General features: G+C 67.6%; 14 protein-coding genes and 3 pseudogenes. 9 read left to right on the forward strand and 8 right to left on the reverse strand.

The window, feature by feature from the left end; genetic code table 11:
- The first annotated feature begins 560 nt into the window (after window positions 1-560).
- The 4 genes and pseudogenes from A3Q37_RS03415 to A3Q37_RS37600 all read left to right on the forward strand — a co-directional run.
- The gene (locus A3Q37_RS03415; protein WP_107471483.1) at window positions 561-4,262 is read left to right on the forward strand and encodes an NB-ARC domain-containing protein; all 3,702 of its coding nucleotides are present in this window, start codon (window positions 561-563) and stop codon (window positions 4,260-4,262) included.
- Window positions 4,263-4,571: 309 nt separating this feature from the next.
- Window positions 4,572-4,937 (forward strand): annotated as a pseudogene (locus A3Q37_RS37595) (MBL fold metallo-hydrolase); the annotation flags it as partial.
- A 295-nt stretch (window positions 4,938-5,232) separates the two neighbouring features.
- Entirely contained in the window at window positions 5,233-6,303 is a 1,071-nt protein-coding gene (locus tag A3Q37_RS03430) for a HEAT repeat domain-containing protein (protein WP_065477290.1), read from the forward strand.
- Window positions 6,304-6,359: 56 nt separating this feature from the next.
- Window positions 6,360-6,508, forward strand: a pseudogene (locus A3Q37_RS37600) (MBL fold metallo-hydrolase); the annotation flags it as partial.
- Between the two features lie 389 nt (window positions 6,509-6,897).
- Here A3Q37_RS37600 and A3Q37_RS03435 read toward each other — a convergent pair.
- The 5 genes from A3Q37_RS03435 to A3Q37_RS03455 all read right to left on the reverse strand — a co-directional run bounded on the left by A3Q37_RS03435 (window position 6,898) and on the right by A3Q37_RS03455 (window position 12,315).
- Window positions 6,898-7,794 (reverse strand): hypothetical protein, encoded by an 897-nt coding sequence (locus tag A3Q37_RS03435; protein ID WP_065477292.1) that lies wholly within the window; start codon window positions 7,792-7,794, stop codon window positions 6,898-6,900.
- 206 nt (window positions 7,795-8,000) lie between these two features.
- The gene (locus A3Q37_RS03440) at window positions 8,001-8,249 is read right to left on the reverse strand and encodes a hypothetical protein (protein ID WP_065477295.1); all 249 of its coding nucleotides are present in this window, start codon (window positions 8,247-8,249) and stop codon (window positions 8,001-8,003) included.
- A complete protein-coding gene (locus A3Q37_RS03445; RefSeq protein ID WP_065477296.1) occupies window positions 8,246-9,523 on the reverse strand; it encodes a hypothetical protein in 1,278 nt (425 codons plus the stop codon). The genes A3Q37_RS03440 and A3Q37_RS03445 overlap by 4 nt, the downstream gene beginning before the upstream one ends.
- 373 nt (window positions 9,524-9,896) lie before the next feature.
- The gene (locus tag A3Q37_RS03450; RefSeq protein ID WP_065477298.1) at window positions 9,897-11,087 is read right to left on the reverse strand and encodes a hypothetical protein; all 1,191 of its coding nucleotides are present in this window, start codon (window positions 11,085-11,087) and stop codon (window positions 9,897-9,899) included.
- Window positions 11,077-12,315, reverse strand: coding sequence for a hypothetical protein (locus A3Q37_RS03455; protein WP_065477300.1), 1,239 nt, complete (start codon window positions 12,313-12,315; stop codon window positions 11,077-11,079). The genes A3Q37_RS03450 and A3Q37_RS03455 overlap by 11 nt, the downstream gene beginning before the upstream one ends.
- A 645-nt stretch (window positions 12,316-12,960) precedes the next feature.
- On the opposite strand from A3Q37_RS03455, the pseudogene A3Q37_RS03460 reads away from it, so the two are divergent.
- Window positions 12,961-13,317: pseudogene (locus A3Q37_RS03460) on the forward strand (MBL fold metallo-hydrolase); the annotation flags it as partial.
- 70 nt (window positions 13,318-13,387) lie between these two features.
- On the opposite strand, the gene A3Q37_RS03465 reads toward A3Q37_RS03460, so the two are convergent.
- Window positions 13,388-14,149: a MerR family transcriptional regulator gene (locus A3Q37_RS03465; RefSeq protein ID WP_065477303.1), complete on the reverse strand. Its 762-nt coding sequence runs from the start codon at window positions 14,147-14,149 to the stop codon at window positions 13,388-13,390.
- Between the two features lie 141 nt (window positions 14,150-14,290).
- On the reverse strand, window positions 14,291-14,785 hold the full coding sequence (locus A3Q37_RS03470; protein WP_065477355.1) for a hypothetical protein: 495 nt from the start codon (window positions 14,783-14,785) through the stop codon (window positions 14,291-14,293).
- A 64-nt stretch (window positions 14,786-14,849) separates the two neighbouring features.
- On the opposite strand from A3Q37_RS03470, the gene A3Q37_RS03475 reads away from it, so the two are divergent.
- The 3 genes from A3Q37_RS03475 to A3Q37_RS03485 all read left to right on the forward strand — a co-directional run bounded on the left by A3Q37_RS03475 (window position 14,850) and on the right by A3Q37_RS03485 (window position 16,422).
- Window positions 14,850-15,344 (forward strand): hypothetical protein, encoded by a 495-nt coding sequence (locus tag A3Q37_RS03475; RefSeq protein WP_065477305.1) that lies wholly within the window; start codon window positions 14,850-14,852, stop codon window positions 15,342-15,344.
- Between the two features lie 91 nt (window positions 15,345-15,435).
- On the forward strand, window positions 15,436-15,864 hold the full coding sequence (locus tag A3Q37_RS03480; protein ID WP_065477307.1) for a pyridoxamine 5'-phosphate oxidase family protein: 429 nt from the start codon (window positions 15,436-15,438) through the stop codon (window positions 15,862-15,864).
- Between the two features lie 72 nt (window positions 15,865-15,936).
- A complete protein-coding gene (locus A3Q37_RS03485) occupies window positions 15,937-16,422 on the forward strand; it encodes a nuclear transport factor 2 family protein (RefSeq protein WP_065477309.1) in 486 nt (161 codons plus the stop codon).
- A gap of 85 nt (window positions 16,423-16,507) precedes the next feature.
- Here A3Q37_RS03485 and A3Q37_RS03490 read toward each other — a convergent pair whose 3' ends face one another.
- The gene (locus tag A3Q37_RS03490; protein ID WP_065477312.1) at window positions 16,508-17,953 is read right to left on the reverse strand and encodes a glyceraldehyde-3-phosphate dehydrogenase; all 1,446 of its coding nucleotides are present in this window, start codon (window positions 17,951-17,953) and stop codon (window positions 16,508-16,510) included.
- Between the two features lie 342 nt (window positions 17,954-18,295).
- Here A3Q37_RS03490 and A3Q37_RS03495 point away from each other — a divergent pair.
- Window positions 18,296-19,753: sensor histidine kinase KdpD (locus tag A3Q37_RS03495; RefSeq protein WP_255311720.1), on the forward strand; the 1,458-nt coding region annotated here is incomplete at its 3' end.

Consider the following 19,753-nt stretch of genomic DNA (forward strand, 5'->3'; position numbering starts at 1 on the left):
CAACGGGACCTGCCGGATGAAGGACCGGGTGGCCCGTTAGCTTACAGAAGCGATGGGTGCCGTATGGCATGCGTAGGTCGGAGCCGCCCTGGACCGATGCTGAAGTCGCCTCAGGGGTGACGGGCCGCCACGCCACAAGCCGATCTCCTCGGTGAGGGAGGAGTTGTGTCTCCGGGTGAGACCGAGCACGACGTGGTGGGACACCTCGCTGAGGTGGCGGTCACGGCGTACAGAGGGCCGGGGTACCGGCCAGTCTGCCAAGCCGCACTCGTCGGGCCAGGGGTGCCTCGGTACGCAGGTTGCCGTCATTGGTGCGGACCGGCCAAGGAAGCCCGGTGACGTCATTCATGATCTGGCCACGGGCGCGATGGCACCCGCTAGCCTGCCCGCTCCGCGGGCTCTGCTCACGCACTCGGGGAACCGTCACGGAAGTCCCACTTGCATCTGGGGTTGAGCTTTCCGGGCCGGAAGTCATCGCACATATGGCCGGGCTGCCCTTTGTTGTCATACCTCGCGCCTAGTCTGAGTCACGCGTGTAGGGCTCGGCGCAAGGGGGTTGTGTGGCGATCGATGGTGGGCGCGTTGCTGCTCGCGGGTTCCAGTATCAGTACCTGCGTACGGTAGAGGCTTTGTTGGCTGGCATGCAGCAGGGCGAAGCGACTGCTTGTCGTGTTGAGGGGCCCGGGAATGCGGTGTCTGCCCACCACGTGGATTCGGTCGATTTCGATCTGGTCGATGACTCTGGTCGCTCGCTGCTTGCGGTGCAGGTGAAGAGCGCTGGTGCAGGACGGACCGTGAGGGCGCGCGAGGCTGTGTCGGTGCTGGTTCATCTGGTCACCGGCTTCGAAGCCGACCAGTACCGCTTGATCACGTCCGCTGTCCCGGACGAAGGGTGCCTGCATCTGAGTGAGTTGTTGAAGCGCCACGGTGGTGACGTTCCGCGTCTCAAGGTGGGGCTTCAGGAGCTTTTGGCACGGGCTCCGGCCGCTTGGGGCCTCTGCCAGGCGTTGTCCGCCGAGCACTGGGAGCGCTTGGGACGTTCGGGCATTGAGTTCGATGTCCGCAGTGATGAGCAGTTGCGTGAGGAGCTCCACAATGCGCTGCGCTTGGAGCGCGAGAGGGCGGGGCGGGGGTTGTCCGGTCAGTCCGGCGGGCTCGTGCTGGGCTGTTTGGTGGCCGAAGTCATGCGTCGGGCGGCTGATCCCGGTCTGGCGCAGTGGGATGTGAGTGATTTCCGCCGTTCAGTGCTGGTCGGTGATGAGGAACTGCGCGCGGCTCTGGGGCGGCAGGATCTGGGCATCGTGTTCGGGCAGGCGCCTCCGGTCCCGGAGGTGGACCGCACGCACCTCGTCGAGAAGGTAGGCGAGGTACTGCTGGTTGGGCACGATTTGGCGCAGGGTGTGCGGACGTGTGTCATCACGGGTCTGTCGGGTCTGGGTAAATCCAGTCTCGCGGCCGCGTACATCGCGGCTGAAGCTTTCCGCTATGACGCTGTGTTCTGGGTCGACGCCGAGAGCGAAGAGTCTTTGGCGGCGTCGTTCGTCCGGGTGCTGGCACACCTAACGGGTAGTGCCGAGCAAACGGAGGTGCGGGACCCACGGCTGGTCTGCGAGCGGGTTCACGCCGAACTGCAGTCGCTACCCGGGCGTTGGCTCATGGTTCTTGACGACGCAAGCGCGTCCGTTGCCGGCGCATGGGTACCCCGGCGGGGGCACGGCCGGGTCATCGTGACGGCGCTGGGTGGTCACTGGCCGAGGGTGGATGGGCGCATCGATCTGGAACCGATGAGCCGCGAGGAAGCACTTGAGCTGCTGCAGCTGCGGCTGTCGGTCGGTGTACAGGAGGCTACCGAGCATGCGTCGGCACTGTCCCGGCTGGCGGACGTCTTGGAGAACTGGCCATTGGCGATCGAGGTGGCGTGTGGCTATCTGGTCAGCTGCGGGGTCGGCGTCGAGCGGATCGCTGCTTATACGGAGACTCTGGTGCACCGTGCTGCCGACGATGAACAGTCGGTGCCTGCCGGTTATCCGCGGACTCTGGCCGCAGCGGTCGAGCTGACCATGGAGCGCCTCATGAGCAGTGCGCAAGGACGTGGCCTGCAGCAACCGACTCTGGACACGGTGGCTGCGCTGTGCTGGCTCGCACCGCGCCGGGCGCCGGTGCATCTTGCTGCAGCATGCGCGTTCTACGAGCCCGAAAACATGCCGCCGTCTCCCGGATGGCTGGTCCTCGATGAGGCCCGGGTACCGATACGAGAGGTCATGCGCGAGCTGCTTAATGTCTCCCTCGTACGGTGGGACGAGCCGCTGCCATCCCGGCGCGAGCCGTTTCCCGGAAGCGATGACACCGTGTCGATGAACGCGGTCCTGCAGCAGATCATCCCCCGGTATCTGAGAATGACCGGGGCAGAGGTGACGGCCGCATTGTCGGTTCTGGCCTTCCACACAGACCGCTGGCTGCGTGGAGCTCTGCTGACCGGTCAGGCGGAGCGGAGCTGGGAACTGGCCCAGCACGCTACTAACCTTGTTGGGCACATCCGCTCGGCAGGAACAGCGGATACGTTCACCGCTCTGCTCATGGGCAATCTTGCCGCGTTCCATCAGGCCCATGGCCAGTACGAGTCCGCGCAGGGGCTGCTGCAACTGGAACTCGAATGGCTGGTGCAAGCCGGCAACCCGGACCAAGGGATGGCCGCCCAGGCGCGCACGTCACTCGCCCACCTCGTTCAGCTACGCAACCAGGAGAGCGCCGCCGTTTGCATGGCCAGCTACCTGGGCCCTGTACTGGTCTATCTGCGTAGGCTTGACGGCCACCTGCACGATAACGTCGCCGACCTGCCGGCCCAAGCGTCCCTGATCCTTGAGATGCAGTTGCGCAGAGGAGCCGACCCTCGGTTGGAGGAGCTGCTGAATGAGTTTCGTTCCCTTGCCGAGGGCCTCCCCCGACCCGATAGGGAGCAGAAGGCGCAGGACCTCCTGGCGATTGAGGATCTGATCCGGCAGGGAGAAGCCGAGCGCGCCGAGCGCGCCGCCGCCGAGGGCCTGGCGCGATCCGTCGATCCGTGGGCTTCGAGCACAGCCGACTTCAGACGCCTCTTGGTCGAGGCGCTGGTGCTGCAAGACAGATGGGCCGAGGCTGATGCTGCCTTCACCGACTTCCTGCCTTATGCCGGTCCTCACACCCTCCACGGGTTTGCCGTGCACCACCTAGTGCACAACGTCGGCTGCCAGTGCGCATGGAAATGGGTGGTGACCGGGGAACAGCGTGCCGTGCAGTTGCTGGGACGACTGTTGAAAGAGACTCGCATCACCGACAATCCAGCGTACGAGACGGACAGCGACGAGGCCCGATTCATCCTTCTGCAGGCGGCCTACGACGGCTGGCGCGCCGTGCACGAGGACGCAAACGACGCGGCACCCCTTCAGTTGCTTTCCCGCCTGCGGGACAAGACGTTTACCGACCCACATGACCCCGGGAGTGTGTGGGAAAGGATCTTCCAGGGATTGATACCGCGGTTGTCGGCTGTTGCGGGCGAGACCACACACCGCCTCCAGCAGGAGGCCGGCGAAGCCGTGCTTAGCGAGTTCTCGCCGATGCTGCAGGCCGATGAGAACCTGCGCGCAGTGTACGAGGAGGCAGGCTGTTTCTCGGTGCTGTCCCTGTCTACGGACCCCGTCTACGGGTTCCTCGCTGGCCGCTCCACTGCGGACATCCTCCTTCCGGAAATTCAGAAGCTGTTGCCAGCGTCGAGGGCCTTGGTCCTCCTGCAGCCTCATCAGATGCTCGGCGCCACCTCGTCCGAGAGCGGTGAGTCAGTCGAGCTGCAGATCCACCGGGCCTGCGCCAAGGGGCTGCGTCGCCTGGTGGGGCCGCAGCCGACCATTCCCTCACTGGAGCACCTCACGCTCACTGTGGCGGGCCGAAGGCTGACCCTCGAGCATGACGATGGCACCGTCATTGCCCGCGCCAATGCGACGGCATCAGGCTGGTGGCGGCAGGCAGCCCGCGACCGTGGCAGCGCGCTCGTGCTGTATGGCTACGGCCTGGCTCTCCATGACTTGCCCGCGCACCGGCAACTCATGACGGCCCCTGCAGAGGTACACCGCCGAGTCGCCGAGGCGAGCGACAGCGGGTTGCTCGCCGCAGCCCTGGTCTCCGTGCGCCTACAACCTGGCCCGACCATTCCGAAGAACGCCGCAACGGCAGCCCGCAGACAGCCTTGGCGGTCTACCCGTGCTCGGCGGAAAGGGCGCCGCAGGTAGATCATCTGCGTCTTGCAGGCGAGGGAGATAGAAGGTGGCAACAGCCGGGGCTAGTCTGGTGCGACCATCAGGACGTTCTGGCCGCGGCCAGCCCGGCTTCGGAAACGGGGTCGGCCTTGGCTGCCCATCCGCTGAACCCGCGCAACCCCTGACTCCCGAGCCAGCCACGACACCTCGACTGCTCATTGCGCCGCTGCTGCCCGAGCTACTGCTGAGGCTGGTGGAGGGACGGTCGTGAGTGCCTGGCTGTGGGGCCCCGCGCGTCCATCCTGTTCGGTCTCCACCGACAGCCAATGGGAGCACCGTCCCACGGACTATACGCCGCGGCCGGGGGCGTGGCCAGACATTCACATGACGCCAGCTGAGGGGGTGCAGGCTCACCTTGACCTGCAAGGAGGTCAGCCGGGCGGTGTTCTGCTCCCGATCCACTGGGGCACGTTCAACCTGGCTCTGCACGCGTGGGCGGAGCCGCGGGAGTGGACGAAGTACGAGGCCGGTCAGGCGGTGGCGTTCCCTCGGCCTGGCGAGCCGTTCGAGGCTGCGGGGAAGCTGCCTGTGGAGCCGTGGTGGCGGGCTGTGTCCCATCCGATCACGCATCCGTGGCGTCGCCCCCGACCTACGGAGGTCGTTGCCGAGTCGCGCAGCGACGATCTCGATCTCACGGGCGAGCGGTGACGTCGGTCGGTGACGACCTTGCCGAGGTCGCGCGGATGCTGGAGCGTCGGCCGTTCGAGGGGCGTGACCGTGTGCTGCGGGCATTTGACGGGGAACCCCGCAGGGAGCGAGCGGCCGTCGTCCAGCAGTTCAGGCCCTTGCCGACCTCGCAGGGGCCGTCCCGAGTTGTGGTCCGAACGCGCATCGTCAACTGCTGAGCTGCAGTTTCGTACGGATCTTCTGGATGCTTGGCGGTTCGTGGGTGTCGGGATGTGCCCCTTCTTGCAGTCGACCGGCGGAGGCGGTCGGGCAAGGCATGATCGAGTCTCTGGGGATTCGATGGTGGGGGTGTGATGTGAGGGATTGGCGGACCGATCCGACGTTCGCGATGTGCCGAGCGCTGGTGGACAGAGCAGATCTGGCGTCGTTCGTGGGTGGCGCGTTCGATGTGCGGGCGGTGGTGGCCGGCATCCAGTCTGGTGCCCACAGCACGTTGCTCCTCGACGCCGTCCCGTGGGGGAACTTCCCTCATGGCGACGACGCCCGGGAGGCCGTTCACCTGCTGTGCGCCGACGAGGACCCCGCTAGCCACGCGACGGGCGTGCTGGGGGGCCTGTGTGCCAACGATAGCCGGGCCGCCGCCGCGCTCGCCGTACCGTTCCTGATCCCCATCGCCGCCGATGCCCATCACGCACACCGTGCCGCTGCCCTCGCCGTGCTTTCCGGTCCGGCCCGAGCTCGGCACTTTGGCGTCGCCTCCCGCGATGAACTCCTGCTCCACCGCAACGATCCTCGGCGCCACGCCCCCGGCGACTATGACGACTACGGCGTCGAGGTGACCGGCTACCCGGCAGGCTGGTCGGTGGCCGCCGCCCGAGCCGCGATCACCGCCGGAACACCCGTACTCCTGCCGCTTCTCAACGACTCCGACCCCACCATCCGTATCGACGCCGCATACGCTCTGGCCACCGCCGCCGACCCCGACCACATGGTCCGAATCGCCCTTGCCACCAGGTTCGCCACCGAGCATGACGCCATGGTCCGCGCCGCCCTGCTCCTCGCCGTCGCCGAGACCGCTCGAGCTCACGTACAGCCGCCGGCCATCTCGTGGTTCCGCGAGCGGTGGCAAGACCGGACAGAGGCCCCCGAAGTCCGCCTGACCGCGACAATCGGCTGGCTCTGCCTCACGGACGAACCCGCACCCGAGGACCTGCACCAGACCATCGACACCTTCGCCACAGAAGAACGCGCGCACGCCATGGACACCCTGCCGTGGATGTACGCCGCCGCCGGAACCGGTGAACCGGGACTCTCGCGCTGTATCCGCTGCATGATCCACCCCGAAAAGCCCGAACCGTTCGACGACACCTGGACCTTCTTGCTCTGAGCGACCGGCCTCGGCCCCGCTTGCGCATCGAAGTTGTCTACCGGGGCCGGGGAGGGTTCCCGCGTCCGGGCGAGCCGTTCGAGCCTCGGGGAAGCTGCCAGAGAAGCCGTGGTGGCGGGCTGTGTCCCATCCGATCGCTCACCCGTGGCGTAGGCCCCAACCGGTCGAGGCTCCTGCCGAAGTCCCCAAGCGTGATCTCGACCTTGGGTGGTCGGTGACGGCGAGCGAGGATGACCTCGATGGGATCGTGCGCCTACTGGCCCGTCTTCCGGGCGAGGAGCGCGACCGCTTGGTGCGTGCGCTGGACGGTGCGCCTCGCCGGGAGTGTTCGGCAGGTGCCCAGCAGTTCAGGCCCTTGCCGACGTTAGAGGGCCGCACCCAGTTGTTGTCCGAACACGCATCATGGGCAGCTGAGACAGCGGGCGCGCGGAGCTGCCGATCATCTTGGCTGTGTCGGCAGGGTTCTCGGTCTCCTCGGCAGAAGCGAGGGACGTGAGCAGGCCAAAGTCAATGGTCCCCCCCAGCGGGGCGGGTGTAGGAAGATTCGGTACAGGGAAACGGGAAAGCCCCGGCGGGGTGCCGGGGCGCGGTGCGTCAGCCCTGGTGTGTTTCTCCGAACTCGGCCGCAACGTACTCCCGCGAGGGGAACATGAGCGGCTTGACGCGCACACCGGATGCATGTACCTCATCCAAGGTGTCCAGAGTCAGTCCACATGTGAAGCACTTGAGGGATCGGGGAACCATCAAGAGCGCGTTGGGCGACTCAGCTTGTTCGTCGAAGAAGACCGAGGCTTTGCTTGTGCACGCGGGACAGTCGGTTCCCACAAGACGTAGGACAACCCTTCGACCATCATCAAGCGTGACAGGGAGTTCCTCGTTGTACGGGGACATCTGAGCCCGCACGATGAGATCCCTGGCCTCGTCAGGGAGGCCCTCGAAGCGATCGTTGAACCTGTGGAGTGCCTGGCTGATGCGGACCTGCACGTCGCGATGGACCTTGGATGCGGCCTGGTCGATCGCCACGCGTGCGGACTCGGTCCACCGCTCCCAGAAGGAGTTCAGGGGCTGATCCAATTCCTCATGGAGGGCTGCAACGGCTGCCGCAAGCGTCGAGAGCAATCCCTTGGCCTGGTTGCCAGTCGAGGCGTGGGCGACGCCGTTGCGCAGGTCGATCAGGAGGTCCAACGTCCGGTCGACGGGGAGGACATTCAGCGTGCGTAGGCGGGCGATGGCCTCTGCGGCGCCGATCGTGCGGACCTTGCTGGCGACGCGATGTCCGCCGAGATGAAACAGCATCTCCGCGCTGCCCTTCATCTCCGCGATGTAGATCGGGTTCTTTGAGACCAGGACGGCCTTACATAGGCGCTCTACAGAAACTCCGGCATGGAGGGCGAATTCGTCGTATTCTCCTCGCGCATGGTCGTCCATGGCCTTGTGCGCTGACTTCTTTGCGCCGGCCCAGAAGCTCTCGAAGGTGAGGGAATCGTCCATAGGAGGACGATAACGGCCGATGCACTACAGGGGCGATCGAGTTCCGGAAGCCCCCGCCGGTCTGGTCGACCCTCGTTTTGGCACGTGTGGTGCTGGAGAGTTGCCTGTTCGTCGACTACCTCTGAAGATCCCTCGGATCTCTGGCACGCTTCGGCTGGCAGGTCCGCGAACTCACCCTCGGCCGAGCAACACAGGACGGACCCGCGTTACCACTCGTTGCTGTTGCCCTCGGCGATCCGCAGGATCTGGCTGGCGAGTCGCTGCACCACGTCGCTGTATCGCTCGCTGCCAAACTCGTCGGCCGCAGAGACCGCTGGGAACATCTGCTTGATGAGATCTGCGACCAACCCCGCAGGGAACCAATCCGGCAATTCCGAGATTCGCTGGAATGTCCGAGTTGCATCGGTTCCGTCACGGCTGAAGGTCTCACCCCACTGCCCCATCGCTTCGATCATCGCCGGCAGCAGGTCTGGGTTTCCCTCAAGTGCTGTCTCCAGGGTCTCTCGAACTCTCCGCCGTGGCTGGCACCCGCAGTCCATGCAAGCAGCCGTCGTGCGTAATTGCTGTTGTCCGCCCAGGCAGTGGGAGCCTTCCAGTCTTCAGCCAGCAGGAGTTTCGTGGCTTCGGCGGCTGCCGCATCCTGCAGTTCCTCGCGACCCTGCTGTTTCGCGATGGTGCCGAGATGCTGGAGCAGAACAACCGAGGCAGCCAGAGGCGTCTGCTCGCTGGCCTGACGAATGAGGGCACGGTAGGTGGTCTCGTCGGCATTGCGGGCCACAGTCGCCGCACGCCGGGCCGTAACGTCTAGCCCCATCGCCGTCAGCGATGGCACGGGGGGAAGAGCGTTCGCCAAAGGCAGCGCCTCGATCAGGCGTGCGTACAGCGCCGCGTCGTAGTCACGGTGCTTCACCCGGCCCCAGGGGCCTGCCGATTCCAGTAGTTCCCAGTGCTCCCGCACCGCACGCTGTTGGTCTGTTTCGACCGGTCCAGAGACGGCGAGGGTCGGCTCGGGCGGGGAGACTGTCCGGTCCCCTCGCCAGGCGGCGCTCAGGGCCGCTGAGGCGCGCTGCAGCTCGGCGACCGCGTCCGGCCATGCCTGGTCGTCCTCGGACGGCGGCCGTCCTGGCCATCGATCTGCTGCGGCAATCAGTTCTTCGACCCGTCGTTCCACCCAGTCGCACCACGGCCCGAGACTCTGGTCGGCGGCAGATACGGCGTGGAGCTCGGCAACGACCTCTACGGCCAAGGGTTCTAGTTCGGCCTGGCTCGCGGCGAGAGCTCCATTCAGCGCATCCTCGTAGGGCTTGGTCTCTGCCCTGGACGGCTCGACGGTCAGGCGGTCCCCATCCAGATCGAAGACGGGCATCGTCCTGTTCATGTGGAGACGCAATGCCTGCCAATCCTGAGCCGCTTGATGCGCGAGGCGACGTCGCTGGCGACCGACGCTCACCATCTTCCCTACCGCCCGGGCCGCCGCCACGACCGTCGTCGCACTGGCCGTGGCGACGCTCAGCGGAAGCGGGTCGAAGGAGAGCACGGAGGCTTCCGCGACTTCATCGTTGTTCAGGTGCCACGACCGCTGAATCTGGTCGTGCTCGGCCAGTTGCGCCGCCTTCCACTCCTGCAGCATCTCCGGAGGGAACCGGGCGGCGTTTTCATCGATCTCATACGAGTGCTCGATGCATAGCAGGAGCAGGTTCTCCCCGCTGCGGTTCACCTCGTCTGACATGCCGGCGTTCCATCGGGGGCCACCCTCCCTGCGAGCGTGGATGTGCGCGACGCGGCTGTTGAGGGTCCGATCGCCGGTCTCGTTGTCCAACCGGAACAAGGGGCGCTGACAGTCCGGCTTGCCGCAGCGGAAAGCGGTTCCGTACAGCTGTTTCACTGTTGCGTCTGTCGGCGCGGGATGTTCTACCGGGCGACGATTCGGGTTCCCACCTGTCACCGAGGCATTGTGCCCCATGTGGCGACGGGCAGCGGCAACTTCCGCGCACCAAGCCCTTGGCTCGGTATGCAGACACGGCCAGCGTCTCACGTGCAGTTCATTGAGAGTGCGGCCTGGGGTGGGGCAGGCGGGTGCCTGCCCCACCCCAGGTACGTGATCACTGATGCTTTGACTGGCTGAGCGAGGCTGTTGCGGCTCGGTCGAAGGGCAGGTCCTTCAAGGGAAGTAGGTGTTTCGTCAACTCTGGCACCGCCTTCGCCAGGCAGTCCATGGCAATTCCCAGGGCCTGTCGGTGCTCTCGCGCGAAGAGGTGATCGAACGCCGGCGCCTTCCAAGCGTCGCCGCCGAGTAGGGCGTCGAAAACCGCCAGGTCGATGGTCTGCGGCAGCTGGCGGGCGATTGGACTTCGGCGTCGCAGACGTTCGGCGAGGTCCATGAAGTTGACCAGCCACACTGGTGTCTGTGACATCGCGTCGCGGACGGAGGGGACAGGGCGCTCAATCGCGGGTGCACCTGCCGACCGGTACGCCTGATGAATGGTTACGAGCTCCTCACGGAGCAAGGCGTCGGCCATCTCCGCCACTCGCAAGATCTGGCGGTCGTGAGGATCTCCGGTGTTCAGCCCCTGCTCGATCTCTCGTCGCGTCCCCTCGGACCCCACCGTGTCGGTCCGGCCGCCGGCGCGTAGGGCTGCGGATACCAGCGCTTGGAGAACGTGACCGGCCAACAGCTTGGCCAAAGGGTTGGGTAGAACTGTCCCGGTGCGTGTCACCTCGTTCAGGGTCAGCAGCGCTCCTAGGACTCTGTGAGGATCAGCCAGGAGTGCGTCGTGTCTGAGGAAGGAGACGAGCCCTGATGGGAGATCTCCGATCTTCTTGAGCTGCTGGTCCGCGGCAGCGCTCTCCTCCTTGAAGGCGGTCTCCCCGATGGTGGCGAAGTGCTGCGGTACGTGTTCTAGGACCTGCTCGCGACGCTCCAGCTCCGAGCTGGCAAACAGGTCAACCCCGATGTGGCGCGCTACCCCGCGGCCGGCCTCAGTGACGGTTTGGCGAACGAGCGCCGAGCGGTCCGCACCGACGAGGGCCTGCAGCCCCCGCAACCACAAGAGGCGGTCCTGCTCCCCGCTCTGTCCGCGGGTGGACTTGCACTCGCTGATGCCGATGTGGGGACGGAGTCTTGAGTCGAAGTCGATCGACAGCACGTCGACGTCCGTTACCGTACGCGGCCGCCCTCCGACGCTCTGCGTGACAGGGTGACGTACGCGGACGAGTGCGCCATCCGCGAACTCCGCTCGGGCGAACCGGCGTTCCAGTTCGTCGCCCTTTTCCTTTCCAGCCCTACCGGTCATAGCGTCGCCGCCCCATTTCCTGTCGCAGTGCGGCGAGAATATCTTGCGAAGCGCTGGGGCTGGGGGCTGCTTCCTTAGGGGACTGGACCAGGCGTCGTGCACGTTCCGCTTCAGGGTGGCGGTAGCCGCGCTGTCCTTGGAGGGCACCCGACGTGGTGTTTCCGTCTGCGCTGTCCTCAAGGTAGGTGATGGCCTCCTCGGCGACGTCTGCCTGCAGGAGGACGAACTTCTTGAACCTGTATGCCGGCTCAACGCGGACAATTCCGGCAGTTTCGAGCATGGAGTAGTCGGTGCCGATGTTGGATGCGTCCCCTGCCTCGCCGTTTCGTACCAGCTTTCGCAGGAAGGAAGTTGGAGCGAAGAGCCGGTTACTGGCGAATCGTCGAGCGAACACCATGGAGCCGATGAGTTGACGCACGTGCCCGGACGGGTCGGCTCCCGTCGGGGCGTCGAACACGGATCGCCCCATGTGCGGAGAGAAGAGGAATGCTCGCTCCTGGCCTCCGAGCGTGGTGACGATAGATCGCAGCAGAAGTCCTTGGGAGACGGCGTAGTCCACCCACTTCCGTTCTCCGGACTGGATCTCGTCCTCAGGCATTCCAGCCGTCGCAGCCACCTCCTCCAGAACTCCGCTCAGTGCCGCTCGTACGGCCCCATTCTCGGCCTGCAAAGCGGCATGAGAATGATCTTTGTCAACTGCCCAGACATTGGGGTTGAAGAGCACCTCGTCCCCGTCGGCGCTCCGCTGACGAGTGCAGAGGTGCAGGGATTCAAGGTTTTCGATTGCCCGGACGGTGAGCTCTTCGGGTCCGAGCGTCGCGCACTCCTCCTTTGCCGTCGAAATGGTGATCGGCATGATGGTGGTTATGCGGAGAATCGTGAGAGCCGTCATCTCAAGCGGTTCAGGCATGACGTTACTGAGAACGCTGTCGGCACGTTGGTAGAGATCGTCGACAGGCGGAATTTTCTCGGACACCACCTTGATGGCGCCCTCATGGTCGCGCTCAAGGTCGACAAGGCCCAGCACCTCAAGCGTGGGAAGGAACTCCCTACGGATCTCTCGTTTGCTGATGCCGGCGCTGACCCCAAGGGCCTCGACACGCTCGGGTGAGCTGACACCGCTGCCCCGTAGCCGGAGAGCGAGCTCAAAGATCCGGCCCGCGAACTCAAGCTGGGCCAGATCAGCCTTGGGCTGGCTGGCCCCGTAAGTGCTCAGGTGTCGTGACATGCCGACAAGAAGTTCTGCGGTTGGTAGCAACGGAGTCTCCAGGAGGGCAGCGACAAGTCCACAGCATCGTTGTGGTCCGGCGGCCGGGTGACCTCAGCCGCAGTCCATGGTGCGCCTCACCCTGCCCGGATAGTCTTCCTTTCGGAAGATCCGATCTCTGTCTGCGTGATGATCAGGACCCTGGCGTCGGTGGTGAAGGTCAGGGGCGCGTGCCGCCAGATCGGTTGGGGTTTCTGGCGAAGCCAGGGCCCGCATGTCGAGGGGCGACTGCTTGCCGGGGCCGACGGTCGGGATCACCGTGTCAGTGCGGCCCTGTCGCCAGCTCGCCAACCGTGTCCAGAACGCTTTCGCGGCCCTTGGAACGCCCCTGACGCAGGACCAGGAAGCCGCGTCGTTGGTCGCGACGACCGCATGCTTGAACATATGCGAAGGGAGGACCCGGGGCCCGGCGGAGTGGATGTCGCCGCTACGGGAGGTCCCCTGTGGTGCGTGAGGGGGGAGACCGCGACGAAGTGCATTGGGGGCTCTCTATGGGCATCCGCGGCGGTCACCGAGCGGGTGATCAAGAGTGGCGCGCCGACTCGGCGGCACGACCTGAAGGCCAACGCAATAGTATTTTCTGAGAAGTGATTGAGCGTCATATTGCCGGACATCCACATGACCCCCGCCGAAGGCATGCGCGCCCACCTGGACCTCCAGGGCGGCCGCCCGCACGGGGTGCTGCTCCCGATCCACTGGGGCACGTTCAACCTGGCGCCGCACGCCTGGGCGGAGCCGGGCGAGTGGACGAAGGACGCCGGTGAGGAGGCGGAACAGCCGGTGGCGTTCCCCCGCCCGGGCGAACCGTTCGAGCCGGCCGGGATCCTCCCCGTGGAGCCCTGGTGGCGGCCACTGTCTCCCGCGCTCGCCCACCCGTGGCGTCTCTCCGGGGAGCAGACCGGTTCCGGCCGCGGCCCAGCCCCTGCGGCGCGGGGCGACCTCGACCTCGCGGGGGAGCGCTGACCGCGCGCAGGACGTAGGGCTGAGGGCCGCCGCCGGTTCGACCGACGGCGGCCCTCAGGCCCTGGCCGACTCAGCCGAGCCGGGACACCGCGTAGACCTCGATCGCGTCCCGCTGGTACTCCGCCAGCCCCGGGGCGATGGCCTCGTACGCCGCGCGCCAGGCCTCGTTCTCCACGCAGGAGCGCCCGATCGCCCGGTACTCGTCGGCGGACACGACGTGCAGGGACGTGAGCGCCCGGTACTGCGCGTCGATCTCGGCCTGCACGGGCTTCGCGTCCGCCGGGGCGCCGTCGGCCATGTGCTCGGCCAGGCGGATCATCAGCGCCGTGCGCTCGCGCTGTCCGGCCTCGACCTCGGCCGGGGTCATGGCGGCCGCCCGTCGGCCGGCCTCCTCGGCGAGCGCGGGGAAGTCGAGCAGATTGCCCTCGTACTGGGATGGCTGGATGCCCTCGAACAGGTTCTCCGGTCGGTTGATCGCGGTCATGGGCCTGCCGTCCTTTCTGGACTGCTCCAGCTCGGCGATCGTGCGGGAGACGGTCCCGGCCAGCGCGTCCAGCCGGTCCCGCTCGGCGAGCAGCCGCCGGTGGTGGCCTCGCAGGGCCTCCACCGTGTCGACCTGGTCGGCGAGGACTCTGCCGATCTCCGGCAGCCCGACGCCCAGTTCCCGCAGCACGAGGATCTGTTGCAGCAGCAGAAGCTGGTGCTCCTCGTAGTAGCGGTGGCCGTTGGAGCCGATCCGGGCCGGCGGCAGCAGGCCGATCTCGTCGTAGTGCCGCAGTGTCCGGGCGGTCACCCCCGACATACGGGCGACCTCGGAGATCGGCCAGTCCATCGCCACGTCCTCACTCCCTCACGGGCACTCCCTCACGAGCGCCGCACCAGGGCCGGTCTCTCCGGCCCCGGTCAGGACCGTAGAAGCTGCCGCAACGGCAACTTCAAGCCCGGATCCGCTCCGGACCGACGCCGGCCGGGCTCAGCACTTGCCCTCCTCGACGGCGATGGAGAGGCTGACCTCGACACTCGTCATTCCCGGCTCGGGTTCCGGCGGTGACACGCGCAGACAGAACGTGGTGTCGACGTCCTCCGCTGTGACCTCGAACAGGTCGACGGCGGGATCCGCGTCCTTGTCGTAGGGGTCGTCCGCGTCCTCGACGCGCAGGCCGCCGGTAGAGGGGCCCTTGCCGCTCTTCTCCAGGGCGTCGCGGATCAGGCCGCCGTAATCGCCGGTCCATGCGCCGAGCGTTTGCGGCGATGCCTCCAGGTCCCGGACGGCCACGTTCACGGCGTCGCGCAACTCGCCCTCGCTCCAGGAACTGCTCGCGTGCAGGGAGTACATGAAAATGGCGGCGAACAGCAAGGACCCGATGATGAGGCCCGCCCCGATCGGATTCCTCGGGTTGTAGACATAGCGACTTGTTCCCCAGTTCGAGCGGACGAATATCGGCTCGTCATCATGGCCCTTGCTCATGTCCAGGAGCCTAGTTGTCGCCTGAACGCGCAACGAACGTTGCCCCGTACGCGTCTCATCGGGCATGAACGATCTTCCTGAGAGCCCCGTCGGCCCCGTCGGCTCCGGCGACTCCGGTGACTCCGAGGACGCGGAAGTGCGGCCCGGACCCTTCTGGCGCCATGCGCTCTGGGGCGTGGCCGTCACCGCCGCCGGAGTGGGACTGGGATGGGCGGGCGCGCTCTTCCGCATCGGGCCGGAGGAGTTCGGCCTGCCGCCCGCCGCTCCGGGAGCGCTCCTGCCCTATCTGCTCGCCTGGACCGCGATCGGTCTGGCCCTGGCCGCCGTCCTGCGGTCCGTGGCCGCCAAGGTGCCCGTGTACGAACCGGAGAAGGTCGCCATCGGTGTCGTCCTGATCGGTACGCGGCTCTCCCTCGGCTGGCGCCCGGAGCCTCTCGAAGTCGCCGGTCTCGCGGCCGCCGGGCTGCTGCTCGTGGCCGTCTGGTGCGCCGTCGCCCTGCGCGGGGCGGCCGTCGTACGGCGGAGCCAGGAGGTCTCCCGCGCCCAGGGAACCGCATAGGACACGCCGACGCCGGAGACCGGGGGACAGGCCCGGCGCGCGGGGCACACTGGGGCAGCCCTCCGCATTTCCGTACGAGAAGGAGCTCCCCGTGGCACTCACCCGTGAAGAGCGCGAACAGTTCCTCGCCGAACCCCATGTCGCCGCCCTGGCCGTCGCGTCGGGGAACGGTGACCGGGCCCCGCTCAGCGTCCCGATCTGGTACGAGTACGAAGCGGGCGGCGACGTCCGCATCCTCACCGGCCGCACCTCGCGCAAGGCCGAACTCATCGCCACCGCAGGCCGGTTCACGCTGCTCGTCGACCGGCTGGAGCCGACTATCCGGTACGTCTCGGTCGAGGGACCCGTCGTCGACACCCGCCCCGCCACCCGCGCCGACCTGGAGCATGTGTCGGCGCGCTACCTCCCGGCCGAGAAGGTCGCCGGGTACGTGGAGTTCGCCTGGGAGAACCACGGCGAGCAGGTCGTGATCACCCTGCGCCCCGAACGCTGGGTGAGCTCGGACCTCGGCCAGGTCTGAGCCCCGGCCGGGAGCGGCGGGCTGCCGGGAAACAAGTCGTGCGGCACCGGGGCGCGTTGGTAGGAAGGGGTGATGGACACCACCGATGCACTGGATCCCCTGGGCAGTCTCATCGCCGAGCGTGCCTGCGAGCGGCTGATCGTCGAGTTCGTCCGCCGGCTCGATCTGGGTGAACCCGGCGATGTGGCCGACCTGTTCACCCCGGACGGGGTGTGGGAGTGGGCCGAGGGGGACCGGCGGATCGAGGGCCGGGACGCCCTGCGCGCCTACTTCGCCGGCCGTCCCGCCGACCGGCTCTCGCGCCGCCTGTGCACCAACATCCTGGTGACCCTGACGTCCGCCTCGACCGCGACCGCGAGCACGTACTTCACGACGTACCGCGTGGACGGCCACACCGGCGGCATGCTGCCGCCGCGCATCCCCGTGCAGGTCGGGCGTTACGAGGACACCTTCCGGGAGGTCGACGGCCGGTGGCTTCTCACCGCGCGGGAGCTCTTCCTCGACTTCGCCGGGCCGACCGAACGGCTGAGCCCGGCGGACGCCCCCACCGGGTCCTGACACCCGCGCCCCTGCCCGCACGCCGGTGCCCGGCAGGCGGACCTGCCGGGCACCGGGCGTCGTACGGGAGGGTGTACCAGAGGCGTCAGGCCGCCGGGGCCGGGAAGGTCGGGTACTCCACGCCGGAGACGTGCTGGACGACCCGGATGACCTGGCACGAGTAGCCGAACTCGTTGTCGTACCAGAGGTAGAGGATCGCGTTGTCGCCGTCGACCTTGGTCGCGCCCGCGTCGACGATCGAGGCGTGGCGCGAGCCGATGAAGTCGCTGGAGACCGCGTCGGGCGCGCTGATGAAGTCGATCTGGCGCTTGAGCGGCGAGGCCAGCGACACATTGCGGAGGTAGTCGAGGACCTCCTCGCGGGTCGTCTCGCGCTCCAGCCGCAGGCTGAGGATGGCGATCGAGACGTCCGGCACCGGGACGCGGATCGAGCTGCCGGTGATCGGTGCCTTCAGCTCGGGCAGCGCCTTGGCCACGGCCGACGCGGCCCCGGTCTCGGTGATGACCATGTTGAGCGCCGCCGAACGGCCACGACGGTCGGAACCGTGGTAGTTGTCCAGCAGGTTCTGGTCGTTGGTGTACGAGTGGACGGTCTCCACGTGCCCGCGCAGAACGCCGTACTCGTCCGCCATCGCCTTCAGCGGCGGGACGATCGCGTTGGTCGTGCAGGACGCGCAGGACAGGATCTGCTCGTCCGGCTTGACCGTGTCGTGGTTGACGCCGTGCACGATGTTCGGGACGTCGCCCTTGCCCGGCGCGGTGAGCACGACCTTGGCGATGCCCGGCTGGAGGTGCTTGGAGAGGCCCTCGCGGTCCCGCCACCGGCCGGTGTTGTCGATCAGGATGGCGTCCTTGACGCCGTACGCCGTGTAGTCGACCGTCGTCGGGTCGTCCGAGTAGATCACCTGGATCTCGTTGCCGTTGGCGATGATCTTGTTGTTCGCCTCGTCGACGGTGATCGTGCCCTGAAACTGGCCGTGGATCGAGTCGCGCCGCAGCAGCGAGGCGCGCTTGACGATGTCCTGGCCGGAGCCCTTGCGGACGACGATGGCCCGCAGGCGCAGGCCGTTGCCCGAACCGGCCTTCTCGATGAGCAGGCGGGCGATGAGCCGGCCGATGCGGCCGAAGCCGTAGAGCACCACGTCACGCGAGGCGCGGCGCTCGATCTTGTTGTCGCCGGTCGCCCCGGCGACGGCCTCCGCGGTGAACTCCTCGACGGAGAGTCCGCGGCCGTCGGCCCGGTAGGTGGCGGCCAGCATGCCTATGTCGATCTGGGACGGGCCGAGATCGAGCGTCGTCAGAGCCTTGAGGAAGGGCATCGTCTCGGTGACCGAGAGCTCCTCGCCCGCGATCTGCCGGGCGAAGCGGTGGGTCTTGAGGATGCTGACCACCGACTTGTTCACCAGGGAGCGGCTGTGCAGCAGGACGTTGACGTCCTGCTCGCGGTGCAGCTTCCCGATGATCGGGATCATCGACTCCGCGATCTCCTCGCGGTGCATCCAGTTGGTGAACGAGTCGTCATTGACAGTCACAAGTTTATCTTTCGAGCTAGGCGGCGCTCATATGGTAACCGGCCGCCTTCCCGCCCCTTCGGGGGGTGCCCTACCTGCGGGTAAACCCTGGGCCAAAGCTACGCAATCGGGCGCGCGTGCGAGGGCTCATACCAGAGTGGGACGGATGGCGGGCAAGTTCGACAACTGCCCGTCGCGCATACGTCATTGACGACTACCGTGTGTGCCCGGTGATCAACGGTGGGCTCATGACGTTCGGGCCTGCCCGACCGATGACCCGCGCCTGACCGACCACCGTAGGGGCCACCGCATGGACGCCGGCACGACCGCCGATCCCCGGTGCCCCCTGTACCGAGGACGCTGATGTCTCAACTTCGCGCACCCGACGCGCGACCGGACCGCCGTGAGGGCGGGCGGCACGGCCGCCCCGGCACGCGCGGCCACTCGGCCCCGAGCAGGCCGCGCGCCGCAGGGCCTTCCCCCGACGCCCGCATCCGCCCCCAGCTGCTGCGGACCGCGCTGCTCCCGGCCGTCGCCGCGGTGCTCAGCGGCGCCGCGGCCGTGATCTTCACCGTCCGCGCCGGAGGCGTCGGCTCCTCGCCCAGCCTCTGGGCGGCGCTCGGCGGATCGGGCGCCCTGGCGGTCGCCGCCGTCGCGGCCGCCTACCTCGGCGCCAACCGCGTGGCGGGCCAGGTGCTCGACCGGGCCCTCACGCTCCGGCGCGCCAGCGCCCAGGGGCAGGCCGAGCTGCAACGCGTGGTGGAACAGCTCCGCAACGGGGAGACTGTCACCGCGCGGCGGCCCGCACCGCCCCCCACGCCCGGGTCCGACGCCTTCGACCTGCTCGGACAGGAGATGGCCCGGGCCCAGGAAGCCTCGATCGCCGCCGTCGTCCAGGCCTCCCAGCTCTTCAGCAGCGCCGGCAACGAACAGAAGGTCGAGGTCTTCGTCAACCTCGCGCGACGGCTGCAATCCCTCGTCCACCGCGAGATCCAGATCCTCGACGAGCTGGAGCACGAGGTCGAGGACCCCGACCTCCTCAAGGGCCTCTTCCACGTCGACCACCTCGCCACCCGGATCCGCCGCCACGCGGAGAACCTCGCCGTGCTCGGCGGTGCCGTCTCCCGGCGCCAGTGGAGCAACCCCGTCACCATGACCGAGGTGCTCCGCTCGGCCATCGCCGAGGTCGAGCAGTACCCCCGGGTCAAGCTGGTCCCGCCGATGGACGGCACCCTGCGCGGCCACGCCGTCGCCGACGTCATCCACCTGCTCGCCGAGCTGGTCGAGAACGCCACGGTGTTCTCCGCCCCCCACACCCAGGTGCTGCTGCGCGTCCAGCAGGTCACCGCCGGGCTCGCCCTGGAGGTGGAGGACCGCGGCCTGGGGATGCCGGACCACGAGCAGAAGCGGATGAACGCCCTGCTCTCCGACCCCGACCGGGTCAACGTCGCCCATCTGCTCCAGGACGGCCGGATCGGCCTGTTCGTCGTCTCGGCCCTCGCCCGCCGCCACGGCATCGCCGTCCGTCTCCAGAGCAACATCTACGGCGGTACGCAGGCGGTGCTGGTCCTTCCGCAGTCGCTGCTCGGGACCGACCCCGACGCGCCGCCGTCGCCCGACGCCGTGCCCGCACCGCCCCCCGGGGCCGTGCACCGGCCGCCCGTCGAGGCCGGGACCCCCGCCGCCCCACCGCAGAACGGCACCCCGCGGACCGCGGCGCCGGCCCCGGCCCCGACGCCCGGGAACCGGGCGCCCATGCCGAAGGCCTCCGGGGCCCCGGCGTCCATGGACCAGGCGTCCCCGCCCCCCACGCCCCGGGAC

The organism is Streptomyces sp. PTY087I2, from assembly GCF_001687325.1.
Lineage (GTDB): Bacteria > Actinomycetota > Actinomycetes > Streptomycetales > Streptomycetaceae > Streptomyces.